We start from the raw sequence: 17,229 nt of genomic DNA on the forward strand, positions 1-17,229 counted from the left end.
CTTTGCATTCGGTCGATTACACGACCGATGGTCCGATCGTCCCGATCAGGTGGGAAATCCATGGCACGTCACGCACTTTCCAAGTCCCGGCGCCGCACCCTGCTGCGCGCAGGTCTGACCGTCACCGCGGTCGGCGCCGCGCTCGGCGCGGGGGGTGCGGCGGCGCAGGCCGCCCCGCTGCCCGTCGTCCAGGAGACCGGGGCCGACGTCGGCCTCGCGGAGGCCACCGAGGCAGCCGGCGGTGCGGTCACCGGGGCGCTCGGACAGTCGCTGGAGCACAGCGTCGCGCCCGTCACGCACCTGCGGCTCGACCCGCTGGCCGGCACCGGTACGGACCCGCTGGACAACGCGGTGGGCACCCAGGTCGCCGACTTCAAGCCGCTCTCCACCGCCCTGGTCACCGACCCGCTGACGAGCGGCGGCGCCATCAAGGACCTGCCCGTCGTGGGCCCGGTCGTGGAGGGGCTGCGCGGCTGAGGTCCGGCCGGCACATGGGACGGCCCGTTCCCGGAGGCGCCTCCGGGAACGGGCCGTCGCCGTGTGCGGTCAGTACGAGGAGCCCGACGCGCCCAGCGCACCCGTCGGGTGCCAGACCGTCTTGGTCTCCAGGAACGCCGTCAGGCGGTGCGTACCCGGGTCGGCCGTCCAGTCGGCCGCAGCGCCGTCCACAGCCTGTGGACGGCTCACGCGCTTCAGGTTGTCGGCCGCCGCGATCTCCAGCTCCTTCGCCAGCTCCGCGTCCGCCCCCGTCAGGTCGATGCCGTTCACGTCCTGGTGGGCGGCGAGCGGCGCCGCGATCTCCGCGGTCTTCCCCGACAGGACGTTGACCACACCGCCCGGCAGGTCGGAGGTGGCCAGCACCTCGCCCAGCGACAGCGCGGGCAGCGGTGCCTTCGCGGAGGCCACCACGACCACGGTGTTGCCGGCGGCGATCACCGGGGCGATCACCGAGACCAGGCCGAGGAACGAGGACTCCTGCGGCGCCAGGACCGTGACCACACCGGTCGGTTCGGGCGTCGAGAGGTTGAAGAACGGGCCCGCGACCGGGTTCGCGCCGCCCACGACCTGGGCGATCTTGTCCGTCCAGCCCGCGTACCAGACCCAGCGGTCCACCGCCGCGTCCACGACGGCCGCCGCCTTGGACTTCGACAGGCCCTCCGCCTCGGCCACCTCGCGCACGAACTGCTCGCGGCGGCCCTCCAGCATCTCCGCGACGCGGTAGAGGATCTGGCCGCGGTTGTACGCGGTCGCGCCGGACCAGCCGCCGAACGCCTTGCGGGCGGCCACGACCGCGTCGCGCGCGTCCTTGCGGGAGGACTGGGGCGCGTTCGCCAGCCACTTGCCCTTCGAGTCCGTCACCTCGTACACCCGGCCGCTCTCGGAGCGGGGGAACTTGCCCCCGACGTACAGCTTGTAGGTCTTGAAGACGCTCAGACGGTTATCGGACATCGAGGTACGCCTCCAGGCCGTGACGGCCGCCTTCGCGGCCGTAGCCCGACTCCTTGTAACCGCCGAACGGCGAGGTCGGGTCGAACTTGTTGAACGTGTTGGCCCAGACGACGCCCGCCCGGAGCTTGTTCGCCACCGCGAGGATGCGCGAGCCCTTCTCCGTCCAGATGCCGGCCGACAGGCCGTACTGGCTGTTGTTCGCCTTGGCGACCGCCTCGTCCGGCGTTCGGAACGACAGCACCGAGAGCACCGGACCGAAGATCTCGTCGCGGGCGATGGTGTGCGCCTGGGTGACGTTCGTGAACAGCGTCGGGGCGAACCAGTAACCGGTCGAAGGGAGTTCGCACGGGGCGCTCCAGCGCTCCGCGCCCTCCGCCTCGCCGGTCTCCACCAGTGCGGTGATCCGGGCCAGCTGCTCCGAGGAGTTGATGGCGCCGATGTCCGTGTTCTTGTCCAGCGGGTCGCCCAGCCGCAGCGTGGACAGGCGGCGCTTCAGCGCGTCCAGCAGCTCGTCCTGGATCGATTCCTGGACCAGGAGGCGGGAGCCCGCGCAGCAGACCTGGCCCTGGTTGAAGAAGATGCCGGTGACGATGCCCTCGACGGCCTGGTCGACCGGGGCGTCGTCGAAGACGATGTTGGCGCCCTTGCCGCCCAGCTCCAGCGTGACCTTCTTGTCCGTCCCCGCGACGCTCCGGGCGATGGCCTTGCCGACGGCGGTCGAACCCGTGAACGCCACCTTGTCGACGTTCCCGTGCTCCACGAGCGCCTGGCCCGCGTCGCCGTACCCCGTCAGGATGTTCACGACACCCTTCGGCAGGCCCGCCTGGCGGCAGATGTCCGCGAAGAACAGCGCGGACAGCGGCGTCGTCTCGGCGGGCTTCAGGACGACCGTGTTGCCCGTGGCGAGCGCCGGGGCGATCTTCCACGCGAGCATCAGCAGCGGGAAGTTCCACGGGATGACCTGTCCGGCCACACCCAGCGGGCGCGGGTCCGGGCCGTAGCCCGCGTGGTCCAGCTTGTCGGCCCAGCCCGCGTAGTAGAAGAAGTGCGCGGCGACCAGCGGGAGGTCCGCGTCGCGGGTCTCCTTGATCGGCTTGCCGTTGTCCAGGGTCTCCAGGACGGCCAGCTCGCGGCTGCGCTCCTGGATGATCCGGGCGATCCGGAACAGGTACTTGGCGCGCTCGGAGCCGGGCAGCGCCGACCACTTCTCGAACGCGCGGCGGGCCGCCCGCACGGCCCGGTCCACGTCGTCGGCACCGGCCCGGGCGACCTCGGACAGCACCTCCTCGGAGGACGGGCTGACCGTCTTGAAGACCTTGCCGTCGGCCGCGTCGGTGAACTCACCGTCGATGAACAGGCCGTACGAGGGGGCGATGTCGACGACGGAACGGGACTCCGGCGCCGGTGCGTACTCGAATGCGGATGCCATGGGTATCAGTCCACCGTCACGTAATCGGGGCCGGAGTAACGGCCGGTGCTGAGCTTCTGGCGCTGCATCAGCAGGTCGTTCAGCAGGCTGGAGGCGCCGAAGCGGAACCAGTGGTTGTCCAGCCAGTCCTCGCCCGCCGTCTCGTTGACCAGCACGAGGAACTTGATCGCGTCCTTCGAGGTGCGGATGCCGCCGGCCGGCTTCACGCCGATCTGGACGCCGGTCTGCGCGCGGAAGTCGCGCACCGCCTCCAGCATCAGCAGGGTGTTCGCGGGCGTGGCGTTCACCGCCACCTTGCCGGTCGAGGTCTTGATGAAGTCCGCGCCGGCCAGCATCCCGAGCCAGGAGGCCCGCCGGATGTTGTCGTACGTGGACAGCTCACCGGTCTCGAAGATCACCTTGAGCCGGGCGGACCCGCACTCCGCCTTCACGGCGAGGATCTCCTCGTAGACCTTCAGATAGCGGCCGGCCAGGAACGCGCCCCGGTCGATCACCATGTCGATCTCGTCGGCCCCGGCCGCCACGGCGTCCCGGACGTCCGCGAGCTTCACGTCGAGCGCGGCGCGCCCGGCGGGGAAGGCCGTCGCCACGGACGCCACCTTCACGCCGGAGCCGGCCAGGGCGGCGGCCGCGGTGGCCGCCATGTCGGGGTAGACGCAGACCGCGGCGGTGCGCGGCGTCGTGCGGTCGGTGGGATCGGGGTTGACGGCCTTGGCGGCGAGGGCCCGGACCTTGCCGGGGGTGTCCGCGCCTTCCAGCGTCGTCAGGTCGATCATCGAGATCGCGAGGTCGATGGCGTACGCCTTGGCCGTCGTCTTGACCGACCTGGTTCCGAGGGCCGCGGCGCGTGCTTCGAGGCCGACCGGGTCGACGCCGGGCAGCCCGTGCAGGAAGCGGCGCAGCGCACTGTCGGACGCCGTCGCGTCGGCGAATGCGGGGAGGGTGGTGGGCATGGTCACCACATGAGCATATCTACGCGCGTAGCGACCTGTACAGGGACCCCGGAGATGCCGTGCGGGCCGTCCGCGCGTCCCACGGCCTCCGCGCCCGTGCGTCGGCCGCCACCGCGCCTCGCGGGCGCGTCAGGCACAATCGGGCTCATGACGAGCCCCACGCCTGCCGACGAGCCCACCTACGCCGACCGGACCTTCCGGTCGCCCGCCGGGCTGGCCGGCGGCGTCCTGCTTCTCGTGCTCGTCTGCGGGATCGGCGGCGACGCCGTGTTCCGGGGCGACGGCCGGGTGCCGTGGATGGCGCTTGCCGGGATGCTGACCGCCGCGCCCCTGATCGTCGCCTTCACGCTGCGCCCCGTGGTCGCCGCGAACGAGCGGCGCATCCGCATCCGCAACCCGTTCCGCACGATCACCCTCCCGTGGAGCGACGTCGCCGACGTACGGGCCGGGTATTCGAGCGAACTCCTCACGCACGACGGTACGAAGTTCCAGCTCTGGGCCGTTCCCGTATCGCTGCGGCAGCGCAAGAAGGCCGCCCGCCAGCAGTCCCGGCAGGCGGTGGACGACCCCTACCGGCGTACGTCCACGATCGCCGACGTACGCAACACCAAGGCCCGCACGGCGGCCGCCGACCAGGCCGTCGCGGACCTGCGCGAGCTGTCCGAGCGCGCCGGCGACAAGCCCGCGGCCGACGCCCCCGCCGCCTCGGTGCGCTGGGCGTACGAGGTCATCGCCCCGGCCGCCCTCGGCGCGGTGCTGCTCGTGGTCCTGGGCGCGACCGGCTGACCTCCCGGGCGCTCACAGCCAGCCCTGGCGCTGCGCCTGCAACGCCAGCTGGAAGCGGTTCGCGGCGCCCAGCCTGGCCATCAGGACCTGGAGGCGGCGGAACAGCGTGCGGCGGCTGACGCCCAGCTCGCGCGCGATCACCTCGTCGCTCGTGCCGCCCGCCAGCAGCCACAGCAGCCGCCGGTCCGCGGGCGCCAGCCCGCCCGGGCGCGTGGTCCGGCCGCTGAACGGCAGCGCGCTCTGCCAGTACTGCTCGAACAGCGCGATGAGCGCCGACAGCAGGCCGCACGGCCGCACGACCAGCATGGTGTTGTGCACGTCCGCCTCCCGGATCGACAGCGACACCAGCGCCGACGCGTCGTCGATGATCACCAGCTTCACCGGCACCGCGGGCGCCACACGGGCCTGCTCCCCGGCCCGTACGCACGGCTCGATGACGTCCTTCAGATGCCCGGGGTGCTCCAGCGACTCCCGCGAATACACGACGCGCTGCGTCACCCCGCGCGCGAGCGTGGCCAGCGCGTCCTCCGTCGCCCCGGGCTGCGGCACGTAGGGCGGCGACTCCAGCTGCCGGATCTGCTCCCGCGCGCTCGCCCACGCCCGGCGCATCCTCGGCCCGACCGCGTCCCCGGTCACGGACTCGACCAGATGGTCGTCGTACGCGGCGAGCCGCTGCCGCCGGAACGACTCGAACGCGCCCCCGACCGCGATCCGGGACTCCTCGACCTCACTCGCCCGCTGCCTGACCAGGATCTCCAGACCGTCGCCCGGCGGGACCGGGGCGACCACGTCCGCGCCGGTGCCCGCGCCGCCGACCAGCCCCGCGTCGGCCAGTTCCCCGTACGCCGCCGACAGCGCGGGGGCGTCCAGACCGGCCGCCCGGCCGATCGCGGCCAACGGCGCGGGCGCCAGGTCGAGCAGCGCCTGATAGACCCGGGCCGCCGCCTCGCCCACCCCGAGGAGCCGAAGGGCCCCGGCCAGCTTCGCGTTCGTCATGTACGGCATTGTCCGCCGGGGAAGAGGCGCGGCGGTGGCCGATCGGTGCCACTGGCACAGCCGCGCACCCGCACGCCCGTGACGGCGGTAGCTTCCGGGTGCCGTCGGTGAGGACCCGGCGGTCCAACACGTCCACAGAGGGAGCATGACGTGGCGAAAGGCCGGAAGAACGGGCTCTACACGGAGATCTCCGAGGAACTCTCCGCCCTGATGAGGACCGGATGGGCGGACACCGAACGGCACGACCTCGTACCCGACGAGCAGGCCCCGCATGCCGCCGCCCGGCGCGCCCGGCTCTCCGCGCGCTTCCCCGGCGAGCGCCTCGTCATTCCCTCCGGGAACCTCAAAACCCGGTCGAACGACGACGACTACCCCTTCCGGCCCTACTCCGGCTACGTCCACATGACCGGCGACCAGGCCCGCGACGGTGCCCTCGTCCTGGAACCCCGGGCGGACGGCGGCCACGACGCCTACTGCTTCCAGCTGCCGCGCGACACCCGGGACAACGACGAGTTCTGGATCGGGGCCACGGCCGAGCTGTGGACCGGGCGGCGCCGCACGCTCGCCGAGTCCGCCCGCGTCCTCGGACTGCCCTGCCGCGACGTCCGCACGGCGGCCGAGGCGCTGGCCGGAGCCGGGGGCCGGGTGCCGACCCGGATCGTCCGGGGCATCGATCCGGCCCTGGAGCGAGCGGTCGTCACCGACGAGGAGCGCGACGCGGAGCTGGAGGAGGCGCTGAGCGACCTCCGCCTCGTCAAGGACGCGTGGGAGATCGGCGAGCTGCGCAAGGCCGTCGACTCGACCGTGCGCGGCTTCACCGACGTGATCGCCGACCTCTCGGGGGCCGTCGCGACCTCGGAGCGGTGGATCGAGGGCACGTTCTTCCGCCGCGCCCGGCTGGAGGGCAACGACGTCGGCTACGGCTCCATCTGCGCCGCCGGCGACCACGCCACGATCATGCACTGGGGGGACAACGACGGGCCCGTGCGCCCCGGCGACCTGCTCCTGTTCGACGCGGGCGTCGAGACCCGCACCCTCTACACCGCCGACGTCACGCGCACCCTTCCCGTCAGCGGCACGTTCACACCGCTCCAGCGGAAGGTGTACGACGCGGTGTACGAGGCGCAGGAGGCGGGCATGGCCGCGGTCAAGCCGGGCGCCCACTACCGGGACTTCCACGAGGCCGCGCAGCGCCTTCTCGCCGCCCGGCTCGTGGAGTGGGGCTTCATCGAGGGCCCGGCCGAGCGGGCGTACGCACTCGGCCTCCAGCGCCGCTTCACGATGGCGGGCACCGGTCACATGCTCGGCCTGGACGTCCACGACTGCGCCCGGGCGCGCAGCGAGGCGTACGTCGACGGGGTGCTGGAGCCGGGCATGGTGCTGACCGTCGAGCCCGGGCTGTACTTCCAGCCGGACGACCTGACGGTCCCGGAGGAGTGGCGCGGCATCGGCGTCCGCATCGAGGACGACCTCGTCGTGACGGACTCCGGCCACGAGAACCTGTCGGCCGGGCTGCCGCGCTCGGCGGACGAGGTCGAGGCGTGGATGGCGCGGGTGGCGGGCTGAGCGGAGGGCGGCCGGGCCGGGCCCCGGCCGCCCCGTCTCAGATGCCCGCCGCTGCCGCCAGGTCGCGCTTGATGCCGGCCAGCAGCTCCGCGGCCCGGGCACGGGCGGCCGGCAGCGCGTCGGCGGAGGCCACCGGCACGACGACCTCCAGGTAGCACTTGAGCTTCGGCTCGGTGCCGCTCGGGCGGACGATCACCCGGGCGCCGTCGAGCGTGTACCGCAGCCCGTCGGTCGGCGGCAGCCGGTCCGTGCCCCGTGACAGGTCCTCGGCCGAGGTCACGGGCAGCCCCGCCAGGGCGGCGGGCGGGCGCTCGCGCAGGCGGCGCATCGCGTCCGCGATGACGGAAAGGTCCTCGACCCGCGCCGAGAGCTGGTCGGTCGCGTGCAGCCCGTGTTCGAGCGCGAGGTCGTCCAGCAGGTCCAGGAGCGTACGCCCCTGCTCCTTGAGTACGGAGGCGAGCTCGGCGACGAGCAGCGCGGCCGTGATGCCGTCCTTGTCGCGGACGCCCTCCGGGTCCACGCAGTAGCCGAGCGCCTCCTCGTACCCGTAACGCAGCCCCTCGACCCGGGCGATCCACTTGAAGCCCGTCAGGGTCTCCTCGTAGCCCAGGCCCGCCTTCTCCGCGATCCGGCCCAGCAGCGACGACGAGACGATCGACTCCGCGAACACGCCGGTTGCGCCCCGGCGCACCAGGTGCGCGGCGAGCAGCGCGCCCGTCTCGTCGCCCCGCAGCATCCGCCAGCCGCCGTCCGCCGCCGGGTCCGGCACGGCGACGGCGCAGCGGTCCGCGTCCGGGTCGTTGGCGATCACCAGATCCGGGTTCACGCGGCGCGCGGTGGTGAACGCGAGGTCCATCGCGCCGGGCTCCTCCGGATTGGGGAAGGCCACGGTGGGGAACGCGGGGTCCGGCTCGGCCTGCTCCGCGACGAGCACCGGGGCCGGGAAGCCGGCCCGGTCGAACGCGGCGGTGAGCACCGAGGTGCCGACGCCGTGCATCGCGGTGTACACGGTGCGGGCGGTGCGCGGCGAGCCCGCGTCGAGCACGGCGTCCGTACGGGCCAGGTAGGCGTCCAGGACCTCGTCGCCCAGGGTCTCCCAGCCGTTCTCCGGGCGGGGCACGGTGTCCAGCGGGCCGACCGCCTCGATGGCCGCGGCGATCTCGCCGTCGGCGGGCGGCACGATCTGCGAGCCGTCGCCGAGGTAGACCTTGTAGCCGTTGTCGCGGGGCGGGTTGTGGCTGGCGGTGACCTCGACCCCGGCGACGGCTCCCAGGTGCCGTATGGCGTACGCGAGGACGGGCGTCGGCAGCGGGCGGGGGAGCACGGCGGCGCGCAGCCCGGCGCCGGTCATCACGGCGGCGGTGTCCCGGGCGAAGTCGGCGGACTTGTAGCGGGCGTCGTAGCCGATGACGACGAGACCCCCGGCCCGCCCCTGGTCCTTCAGGTACGCGGCGAGCCCGGCGGCGGCGCGGATGACCACGGAGCGGTTCATGCGCATCGGGCCCGCGCCGAGTTCGCCCCTCAGCCCGGCGGTGCCGAACTGGAGGGTGCCCGCGAAGCGGGCGGTGAGCTCGGGGGTGTCCTCGGCGGCGATGAGCTCGGCGAGCTCATCGCGGGTGTCGGGGTCGGGGTCCTCCGCCAGCCAGGCGCTGGCGCGGGCGAGGAGGTCCGGGGGTGTCGTCACGGGGAGCCTTTCGTGTGCGGTGCGGGTGCGTTGCGCCTGCGGCGGGGATACCGGTGAGCCCCTCCGGCGATCGAGGAGCGGGGGTCCGGGGGCGGCGCCCCGGGACAACCTCAGATCCGGTCCAGCACCCGCGCCAGCAGGGACCCCATCCGCGTCGCGGAATCCCGCCCCGCCTGAAGGACCTCCTCATGGTTCAGCGGCTCCCCGCTCAGCCCAGCCGCCAGGTTCGTCACCAGGGACAGGCCCAGCACCTCGGCACCCGCCTCCCGGGCGGCGATCGCCTCCAGGACCGTGGACATGCCGACCAGGTCGCCGCCCATGACGCGGACCATGTTGATCTCGGCCGGGGTCTCGTAGTGCGGGCCGGGGAACTGCACGTACACGCCCTCTTCGAGCGTCTCGTCCACCTCCTTGCACAGCGCGCGCAGACGCGGCGAGTACAGGTCGGTGAGGTCCACGAAGTTCGCGCCGACGATCGGCGACGCCGCCGTCAGGTTGATGTGGTCGCTGATCAGGACCGGCTGGCCGGGGCGCATGCCCTCACGCAGGCCGCCGCAGCCGTTCGTCAGGACGACCGTCCGGCACCCGGCGGCGACCGCGGTGCGGACCCCGTGCGCCACGGCGGCGACGCCGCGGCCCTCGTAGTAGTGCGTGCGGCCCAGGAACACCAGGGCCCGCTTCTCGCCGATCACGTGCGAGCGGATCGTTCCGCCGTGGCCCTCGACGGCGGGCGCCGGGAAGCCGGGCAGGGCCGTCACCGGGAACTCGGCCGCCGGAACGCCGAGCGCGGCAGCGGCCGGCGCCCAGCCGGAGCCCATCACGAGGGCGACGTCGTGAGTCTCGGCACCGGTCAGCTCGCGCAGGCGGGCGGCGGCGTCGGCGGCGGCGGCGTACGGGTCGCCCTGGATGTGGTCCGGAATAAGTGATGCGTTCACGCGGACGAGCGTAACCGCTGAATCCCTACGCGCGTAGATGCCCCTGTACAGAGTCTTGCCGGATTCGTTCGTGTGTTCCGACAAGCGCGCCGGTCAGCAGGGGCGCTTGCGCAGTTCCATCACGTAGTCGTGCGGGGCGCCCGCCGATTCGGCCGCGTCCGCGATCTCGCCCAGATAGCGGGCGGACGGCAGGCCGCCCTCGTAACCGTTCAGCACATAGATCCAGGCCGGCTCCTCGCCGTCCAGGGTGTGCACCCGGATCCGCATGCGGCGGTAGATGTCGAGGCCGACGCCCTCCCAGCGGTCCATGGAGTCCTCGTCCATGGGGGCCAGGTCGTACAGGGCGACGAACACCTGCGAGCGGGGCGCCTCCACCACGGTGGCCAGCGCGCCCTCCCAGCCCATCTGCTCCCCGCCGAAGGTCAGCCGCCAGCCGTTCAGCCAGCCGGTGCCGCGCAGCGGTGAGTGCGGGGCGCGGCGCGTCATCAGCCGCGCGTCGAGGTTGCCGGCGTACGCGGCGTAGAGCGACATGGGATCGAGGGTACGGGAGGTGGCGGCGGGCATGCCGGTTCCTGTGAGGAACGACCCCCGGGGGGAGGCGGGAACGCGGCGGACGCGTCCGCCGCGTGCGCGCGCCGTGCGCTCCGGCGCACGTATGGAGGGCCCCGGGGAGAAGCACCTTGGCGCGTGCGGGACAATGAAGTACGTACTGCATTCCCCCGGGGCGATCCCCCGGACCCCCGGCCGGGGCAGCAGACGGCCGCGGGACGAGAAACGCGAGGCGGACTTTTCGTGACCCGGATCGTGATCATCGGCGGCGGACCCGGCGGGTACGAGGCGGCACTGGTGGGCGCCCAGCTCGGCGCGGAGGTGACCGTCGTGGACTGCGACGGCCTCGGCGGCGCGTCCGTCCTCACCGACTGCGTGCCCTCGAAGACCCTGATCGCGACGGCCGAGGTGATGACCACCTTCGACTCCTCGTACGAGGAGCTGGGCATCATCGTCGCCGACGACACCCCGCACATAGAGCAGGCGGCGCGCGTCGTCGGCGTCGATCTGGGGAAGGTCAACCGCCGCGTCAAGCGCCTGGCGCTCGCCCAGTCCCACGACATCACCGCCTCCGTCACCCGCGCCGGCGCCCGCGTCATGCGCGGCCGCGGCCGCCTGGAGGGCCTTCAGGCCGCCGACGGCTCCCGCCAGGTCGTCGTCACGGCCGCCGACGGCACGGAGGAGACGCTCACCGCGGACGCCGTGCTGATAGCGACCGGCGGGCACCCCCGCGAGATCCCGGACGCGCAGCCGGACGGCGAGCGCATCCTGAACTGGACCCAGGTCTACGACCTCGACGAGCTGCCGCAGGAGCTCATCGTCGTCGGTTCCGGTGTCACCGGCGCCGAGTTCGCCGGCGCCTACCAGGCCCTCGGCTCGCGCGTCACCCTCGTCTCGTCCCGCGACCGGGTGCTCCCCGGCGAGGACCCCGACGCGGCGGCCGTCCTGGAGGACGTGTTCCGGCGGCGCGGCATGAACGTCATGGCCCGCTCCCGCGCCCAGTCCGCCAAGCGCGTCGGCGACCGGGTCGAGGTGACCCTCGCCGACGGCCGGGTCATCTCCGGCACGCACTGCCTGATGGCCGTCGGTGCCATCCCCAACACCGCGGGCATGGGCCTGGAGGAGGCCGGCGTCCGGCTGAAGGACTCCGGACACATCTGGACCGACAAGGTCTCCCGTACCAGCGCGCCCGGCGTCTACGCGGCCGGCGACGTCACCGGCATCTTCGCGCTCGCCTCCGTCGCCGCCATGCAGGGCCGCATCGCGATGTACCACTTCCTGGGCGACGCGGTGGCCCCGCTGGACCTCAAGACGGTCTCCTCGAACGTCTTTACCGACCCGGAGATCGCCACCGTCGGCTACACCCAGGCGGACGTCGACGCGGGCAAGATCGAGGCGCTGGTCGTCAAGCTGCCGCTGCTGCGCAACCCGCGCGCGAAGATGCAGGGCATCCGGGACGGCTTCGTCAAGATCTTCTGCCGCCCCGGCACCGGCATCGTGGTCGGCGGCTGTGTCGTCGCCCCCCGGGCGAGCGAGCTGATCCACCCCATCTCGATCGCGGTCGACAACAATCTGACGGTCGACCAGATCGCAAACACCTTCACTGTGTACCCGTCCCTGTCGGGATCGATCGCCGAAGTGGCCCGCCAGTTGCACAGCCGTAAGCGCACGGGCGGGGCGTGACGGGGCCGGGGGCGCCGGGCCGGAGCCCGGCAATCCCCGGCAACTCCCGCCAAGTCGGGCGGTCCGCACCCGCCGTGCGATCAGGAGACGACAACAAGGCGGCCTCCTATACCACTTGGTGACCGCCCGTATGTACAACTTCTGCTATTCGGCGCAAACTGCTGAAAAGTCTCGCGCGGTCACGTTACTGTCAGTTTCGTGTTCGCTGCAGAACGTCGTCAGTTGATCCTCGAAATGGTGCGCGCCAACGGGGCGGTATCGCTCCGTGAGCTCGCCCGCGTCGTCCAGACCTCCGAAGTGACCGTACGGCGGGACGTGCGGGCACTGGAGGCAGAAGGACTCCTCGACCGCCGGCACGGCGGTGCGGTCTTGCCGGGCGGTTTTACGCGGGAGTCCGGCTTTCCGCAGAAATCCCATCTCGCCACCGCGGAGAAAACGGCCATCGCCGACCTGGCCGCCGGCCTCGTCGAAGAGGGCGAGGCCATCGTCGTCGGTGCCGGTACGACCACGCAGGAGCTGGCCCGCAGGCTCGCGCGCGTCCCCGGCCTGACCGTCGTCACCAACTCCCTGCTCGTCGCCCAGGCGCTGGCCCATGCCAACCGGGTGGAGGTGGTGATGACCGGGGGCACCCTCCGCGGCTCCAACTACGCCCTCGTGGGCAGCGGGGCCGAGCAGTCCCTCCAGGGGCTGCGGGTCTCCCGGGCGTTCCTGTCCGGGAGCGGGCTCACCGCCGAGCGCGGGCTCTCCACGTCCAACATGCTCTCCGCGAGCGTGGACCGGGCGCTGGTGCAGGCCGCGGCGGAGGTGGTGGTCCTCGCGGACCACACGAAGCTCGGTTCCGACACGATGTTCCAGACCGTGCCGACGGATCTCATCACCCATCTGGTGACGGACGAGCCCGCCGCGCACGACGACCGGTCCGCCGCCGAGTTGCAGGCGCTGGCGGATCAGGGCGTGCGCATCGCTGTCGCGGGGGGCGGGGGGGCGTCCTCCGCCGCCGCGGACCCGGGGGCGGGGGGCGGGCGGCCCGCCAGGCGCGAGATGCCCTTGCCCGGGCAGCGGCGTACGCAGGGGCAGCCGTTGCGGGCGCTCGGGGAGCCGGGGGTCGGTGACCGGGAGCGGGACCGGGCGCGGGTGGCGGACCTGCGGCGGCGGTAGCCCGGGGGCGCTGCCCCCGGACCCCCACTCCTCAATCGCCGGAGGGGCTTGATTCGGGGCGTGGCCCCTTTCCCCCGCTCCTCAGTCGCCGGAGGGGCTCGGATGCAGCCCTCGTAGCGTCAGTTTCAGCAGGCGGTTCGCCAGTTCCGGGTCGTCCGGGGACTGTTCCGCCGCCAGGGCGATGGCGTTCGTCAGTTGCATCAGGTCGTCTATCGAGACGTCCGGGCGGACCGCCCCCGACGACTGGGCCCGGGCCAGCAGCGTCGAGCCCGCCTCGCGCAGCGGGGTGTTGCAGCGGGCCAGGGCCGAACTCTCGTCGTGGCACGTCGACATGAGGGCCTGGGCCAGGCCGCGGTACTCCCCGGCGTGGGTGACGATCGCGCCCAGCCAGTCCACCAGCGCGGCGCACGGCCGCTCCGCGCCGGCCAGTTCGCGGGAGCGGGCGATCAGGGAGGCCACCGCCTCCTGGAAGACCGCGCTCATCAGGGCGTGCCGGGTCGGGAAGTGGCGGTACAGCGTGCCGATGCCCACCCCCGCGCGCCGGGCGATGTCCTCCAGGGACGCGTCGGTGCCGTGTTCCGCGAAGGCGGTACGGGCCTCCGCCAGCAGCCGGCCGTAGTTGCGGCGCGCGTCGGCACGCATGGGCCGGGCCGGTGCCCCTGCCTGGCTCGTCGCCATGGTGCGGTCCCTCCAGTCTTCCCGGCCTGTCTCCCCGGTCTCCAGGATGCCATCGTGCGGGCGGGCGCCGTTCCCCGAACGCACCGGTGCCCCGGTCACGTCCGAGGACATGACCGGGGCACCGGCGGGGAAGACGCGGGTCAGTCCTTGATCTCGCAGATGGCGGCGCCCGAGGAGATCGAGCTGCCGACCTCGGCGGCCAGGCCCTTGACCGTGCCGGAGCGGTGCGCGTTCAGCGGCTGCTCCATCTTCATGGCCTCCAGGACGACGATCAGGTCGCCCTCCTTGACCTCCTGGCCCTCCTCCACGGCGATCTTCACGATCGTGCCCTGCATCGGGGAGGCGAGGGTGTCGCCGGAGACGGCCGAGCCGGACTTCTTCGCCGCGCGGCGCTTGGGCTTGGCGCCGGCCGCGAGGCCGGTACGGGCCAGGCTCATGCCGAGCGAGGAGGGCAGCGAGACCTCCAGGCGCTTGCCGCCGACCTCCACGACCACCGTCTCGCGGCCGGACTCGTCGTCGGCCTCCACCTCGGCGGGCGCGGCGAACGGCTTGATCTCGTTGACGAACTCCGTCTCGATCCAGCGGGTGTGGACGCGGAACGGGTCGGCGGTGAACGCCGGGTCCGTCACGACCGCGCGGTGGAACGGGATGGCGGTTGCCATGCCCTCGACGTTGAACTCCGCCAGGGCACGCGCCGCACGCTGGAGCGCCTGCTCACGCGTCGCACCGGTCACGATGAGCTTGGCCAGCAGCGAGTCCCAGGCGGGGCCGATGACCGAGCCGGACTCCACGCCCGCGTCCAGGCGGACGCCGGGACCGCTCGGCGCCTCGAACTTGGTCACCGTGCCGGGAGCCGGCAGGAAGCCCCGGCCCGGGTCCTCGCCGTTGATCCGGAACTCGAAGGAGTGACCGCGCGAGGCGGGGTCGTCGTAACCCAGCTCCTCGCCGTCGGCGATCCGGAACATCTCGCGGACCAGGTCGATGCCGGAGACCTCCTCGGTCACCGGGTGCTCCACCTGAAGGCGCGTGTTGACCTCCAGGAAGGAGATCGTGCCGTCCATGCCGACCAGGAACTCGACCGTGCCGGCGCCGACGTAGCCGGCCTCCTTGAGGATCGCCTTGGACGCCGCGTACAGCTCGGCGTTCTGCGCGTCGGACAGGAAGGGGGCCGGGGCCTCCTCCACGAGCTTCTGGTGGCGGCGCTGGAGCGAGCAGTCACGCGTCGAGACGACGACCACGTTGCCGTGGGTGTCGGCCAGGCACTGGGTCTCCACGTGGCGCGGCTTGTCGAGGTAGCGCTCCACGAAGCACTCCCCGCGCCCGAACGCGGCGACCGCCTCACGGACGGCGGAGTCGTACAGCTCCGGGATCTCCTCCAGCGTGCGCGCGACCTTCAGGCCGCGGCCGCCGCCGCCGAACGCGGCCTTGATCGCGATCGGCAGGCCGTGCTCCTCGGCGAAGGCGACGACCTCCGCGGAACCCGAGACCGGGTCCGGGGTGCCCGCGACCAGCGGGGCACCGGCGCGCTGCGCGATGTGGCGGGCGGCGACCTTGTCACCGAGGTCCCGGATCGCGTGCGGCGGCGGGCCGATCCACGTCAGACCGGCGTCCAGCACGGCCTGGGCGAACTCGGCGTTCTCCGAGAGGAAGCCGTAACCCGGGTGGATCGCGTCCGCCCCGGAGTCCTTGGCAGCCTGGAGCACCTTGGCGATGTCCAGGTAGCTGGCCGCCGGGGTGTCACCGCCCAGAGCGAATGCCTCGTCGGCCGCACGGACGTGCAGAGCGTCACGATCCGGATCGGCGTAGACGGCCACGCTGCCGATACCCGCGTCCCGGCAGGCCCGGGCAACACGAACAGCGATTTCGCCACGGTTGGCGATGAGCACCTTGCGCACGATGGCTCCCTCCTTGAAACAAGCTGAGTTTAGGGACTACCGACACGGTCCTACGACCCGTCCCCAATGGTGAGCTTGCCCACACGGAGTGTGATTCGAGGCGTGCTCGAGTCGCGAAATCCCTTGTGCCACCACGGTACGCCGGGTTCTGAAACCGCACAGTAGCGACCAGGTGTGGCCCAGGTCTCTATCGGCACGGGCAGCGACTTACCGTGATTCTTTGTGGAGTTCCCACTAAGGGGTGGGGAATTCTTTGCCCGACCCACGAAGACCCGGAGGAGTGGGGGCGGGTCGGGGTTGCGCATGGCTCTTGTCGTGGCCATTACTCGTTAGTAGGGTCCGCGCTATTGCACGTACTGCTGGTAACAGGGGGTGAGTGTCGTGGTGCGCAGGCTGGTCGCCTTCTTGGCCGCGCTCGTGCTGGCCGTGGAAGCCGTGGGCGTCGTGGTCGTCAACGTGGTCCTGGGCACGGTCGTGAAGAACCAGGACATGTCACTCGCCGGTACGGACCCCGAGGCGATGTCCAAGGGCACCTGGGTGCTCGGCGGGGTCTCCGGGGTCTTCCTGCTCCTGTGCGCCGTGCTCCTCGTGCTGGCGGGGGTCCGCGACCGGGCCCCGGGGCGTGTCGCGCGGATCGTGCTGATCTGCTGCGCGGTCGTCCACGGTGTACTCGGCGCGCTGACGGTCGGACTCGTCGGCTGGGCCGCGTTCGCCTGGATGATGGTGACGCTCGGCCTGATCGTGCTCGTCCTGGTGGCGTACGGTCCCGAGACGGCCGCCGGGTCCGGGAAGGCCGGTCCCGAGGCGGCCGGTCCCGAGCCGGAGCCCGAGCCGGCCTGATCCCGGCTCAGGCCCAGAGGTCGGTGACCTGGATGCCCAGCTCGCCCAGCAGGCGGCGCAGCAGGGGCAGCGAGAGCCCGATGACATTGCCCGGGTCGCCCTCGATGGAGTCCACGAACGGCGCCGAGCGCCCGTCCAGGGTGAAGGCCCCCGCCACGTGCAGCGGTTCGCCGGACGCGACGTAGGCGGCGACCTCGGCGTCCGTCGGCTCCCCGAAGCGCACCGTGGTGGACGCCGTCCGCGAGACCGTGCGGCCGGTCGTGGTGTCCGTCAGGCTGTGCCCCGTCCGCAGGATGCCGGCGCGGCCGCGCATCGACTTCCAGCGGGCCGTGGCCTCCTCGGCGTCGGCCGGCTTGCCGAGCGCCTGTCCGTCGAGCTCAAGCACCGAGTCGCAGCCGATGACCAGGGCCCCGGCGGCCTCGGGGAGCGCGGCGACGGCGGCCGCCTTGGCCCGGGCGAGGACGAGGGCGAGTTCCGCGGGGGTGGGGGCGGTGAGGGCGTCCTCGTCGACGCCGCTGACGATGACCTCCGGGGCGAGGCCGGCTTGGCGGAGCAGGGCGAGGCGGGCCGGGGAGGCGGAGGCGAGTACGAAGCGGCGGGGTGCGGTCATGCGCGCCATCGTACGGAC

At 72.6% G+C, this 17,229-nt stretch carries 16 protein-coding genes; 6 read left to right on the top strand and 10 right to left on the bottom strand.

The features are described 5' to 3' along the window. The first annotated feature begins 60 nt into the window (after positions 1-60). Positions 61-477 (top strand): hypothetical protein, encoded by a 417-nt coding sequence (locus ACZ6C6_RS18300; RefSeq protein WP_073964293.1) that lies wholly within the window; start codon positions 61-63, stop codon positions 475-477. 69 nt (positions 478-546) lie between these two features. On the opposite strand, the gene ACZ6C6_RS18305 is transcribed toward ACZ6C6_RS18300, so the two are convergent. From ACZ6C6_RS18305 to deoC, 3 genes are read right to left on the bottom strand one after another with little or no spacing between them, the layout of a single operon-like run. Next, positions 547-1,449 carry an aldehyde dehydrogenase family protein gene (locus ACZ6C6_RS18305; protein ID WP_469203878.1) on the bottom strand — a complete coding sequence of 301 codons (903 nt, stop codon included), beginning with the start codon at positions 1,447-1,449 and terminating at the stop codon, positions 547-549. Further along, complete coding sequence (locus ACZ6C6_RS18310) at positions 1,439-2,878, bottom strand: aldehyde dehydrogenase family protein (protein ID WP_469203880.1); 1,440 nt, start codon at positions 2,876-2,878, stop codon at positions 1,439-1,441. Before ACZ6C6_RS18310 ends, ACZ6C6_RS18305 begins: the two co-directional genes overlap by 11 nt. 5 nt (positions 2,879-2,883) lie before the next feature. After that, a complete protein-coding gene (gene deoC, locus ACZ6C6_RS18315) occupies positions 2,884-3,831 on the bottom strand; it encodes a deoxyribose-phosphate aldolase (protein ID WP_469204036.1) in 948 nt (315 codons plus the stop codon). A gap of 147 nt (positions 3,832-3,978) precedes the next feature. On the opposite strand from deoC, the gene ACZ6C6_RS18320 reads away from it, so the two are divergent. Continuing rightward, on the top strand, positions 3,979-4,617 hold the full coding sequence (locus ACZ6C6_RS18320) for a PH domain-containing protein (protein WP_469203882.1): 639 nt from the start codon (positions 3,979-3,981) through the stop codon (positions 4,615-4,617). 12 nt (positions 4,618-4,629) lie between these two features. Here ACZ6C6_RS18320 and ACZ6C6_RS18325 read toward each other — a convergent pair whose 3' ends face one another. After that, entirely contained in the window at positions 4,630-5,622 is a 993-nt protein-coding gene (locus ACZ6C6_RS18325; RefSeq protein ID WP_469203884.1) for a LuxR family transcriptional regulator, read from the bottom strand. Between the two features lie 141 nt (positions 5,623-5,763). Between ACZ6C6_RS18325 and ACZ6C6_RS18330 the strand changes: the two genes are divergently transcribed. After that, positions 5,764-7,179 (top strand): aminopeptidase P family protein, encoded by a 1,416-nt coding sequence (locus tag ACZ6C6_RS18330; protein WP_469203886.1) that lies wholly within the window; start codon positions 5,764-5,766, stop codon positions 7,177-7,179. A 37-nt stretch (positions 7,180-7,216) separates the two neighbouring features. Here the strand turns inward: ACZ6C6_RS18330 and ACZ6C6_RS18335 are convergent, their stop codons facing one another. From ACZ6C6_RS18335 to ACZ6C6_RS18345, 3 genes are all read right to left on the bottom strand, one after another. Next, positions 7,217-8,863: a phospho-sugar mutase gene (locus ACZ6C6_RS18335; protein ID WP_469203888.1), complete on the bottom strand. Its 1,647-nt coding sequence runs from the start codon at positions 8,861-8,863 to the stop codon at positions 7,217-7,219. Positions 8,864-8,973: 110 nt separating this feature from the next. After that, positions 8,974-9,798, bottom strand: a complete 825-nt coding sequence (locus tag ACZ6C6_RS18340; RefSeq protein ID WP_469203890.1) for a purine-nucleoside phosphorylase — start codon at positions 9,796-9,798, stop codon at positions 8,974-8,976. A 93-nt stretch (positions 9,799-9,891) separates the two neighbouring features. Further along, positions 9,892-10,329 carry a gamma-glutamylcyclotransferase family protein gene (locus ACZ6C6_RS18345; RefSeq protein ID WP_026171252.1) on the bottom strand — a complete coding sequence of 146 codons (438 nt, stop codon included), beginning with the start codon at positions 10,327-10,329 and terminating at the stop codon, positions 9,892-9,894. A gap of 261 nt (positions 10,330-10,590) precedes the next feature. On the opposite strand from ACZ6C6_RS18345, the gene ACZ6C6_RS18350 reads away from it, so the two are divergent. Next, the gene (locus tag ACZ6C6_RS18350) at positions 10,591-12,030 is read left to right on the top strand and encodes an NAD(P)H-quinone dehydrogenase (protein ID WP_018101035.1); all 1,440 of its coding nucleotides are present in this window, start codon (positions 10,591-10,593) and stop codon (positions 12,028-12,030) included. Positions 12,031-12,228: 198 nt separating this feature from the next. Next, complete coding sequence (locus ACZ6C6_RS18355; protein ID WP_469203892.1) at positions 12,229-13,188, top strand: DeoR/GlpR family DNA-binding transcription regulator; 960 nt, start codon at positions 12,229-12,231, stop codon at positions 13,186-13,188. An 81-nt stretch (positions 13,189-13,269) separates the two neighbouring features. Here ACZ6C6_RS18355 and ACZ6C6_RS18360 read toward each other — a convergent pair whose 3' ends face one another. Further along, entirely contained in the window at positions 13,270-13,866 is a 597-nt protein-coding gene (locus ACZ6C6_RS18360) for a TetR/AcrR family transcriptional regulator (RefSeq protein WP_469203894.1), read from the bottom strand. Between the two features lie 140 nt (positions 13,867-14,006). Next, positions 14,007-15,761 (bottom strand): acetyl/propionyl/methylcrotonyl-CoA carboxylase subunit alpha, encoded by a 1,755-nt coding sequence (locus ACZ6C6_RS18365; RefSeq protein WP_469203896.1) that lies wholly within the window; start codon positions 15,759-15,761, stop codon positions 14,007-14,009. A gap of 372 nt (positions 15,762-16,133) precedes the next feature. Between ACZ6C6_RS18365 and ACZ6C6_RS18370 the strand changes: the two genes are divergently transcribed. Continuing rightward, positions 16,134-16,601, top strand: coding sequence for a hypothetical protein (locus ACZ6C6_RS18370; RefSeq protein WP_469203898.1), 468 nt, complete (start codon positions 16,134-16,136; stop codon positions 16,599-16,601). Positions 16,602-16,608: 7 nt separating this feature from the next. Here ACZ6C6_RS18370 and ACZ6C6_RS18375 read toward each other — a convergent pair whose 3' ends face one another. Beyond that, the gene (locus tag ACZ6C6_RS18375; protein WP_469203900.1) at positions 16,609-17,220 is read right to left on the bottom strand and encodes a nucleoside triphosphate pyrophosphatase; all 612 of its coding nucleotides are present in this window, start codon (positions 17,218-17,220) and stop codon (positions 16,609-16,611) included. Between the last annotated feature and the right edge of the window lie 9 nt (positions 17,221-17,229).

It is taken from the genome of Streptomyces sp. NPDC041814 (assembly GCF_055590565.1).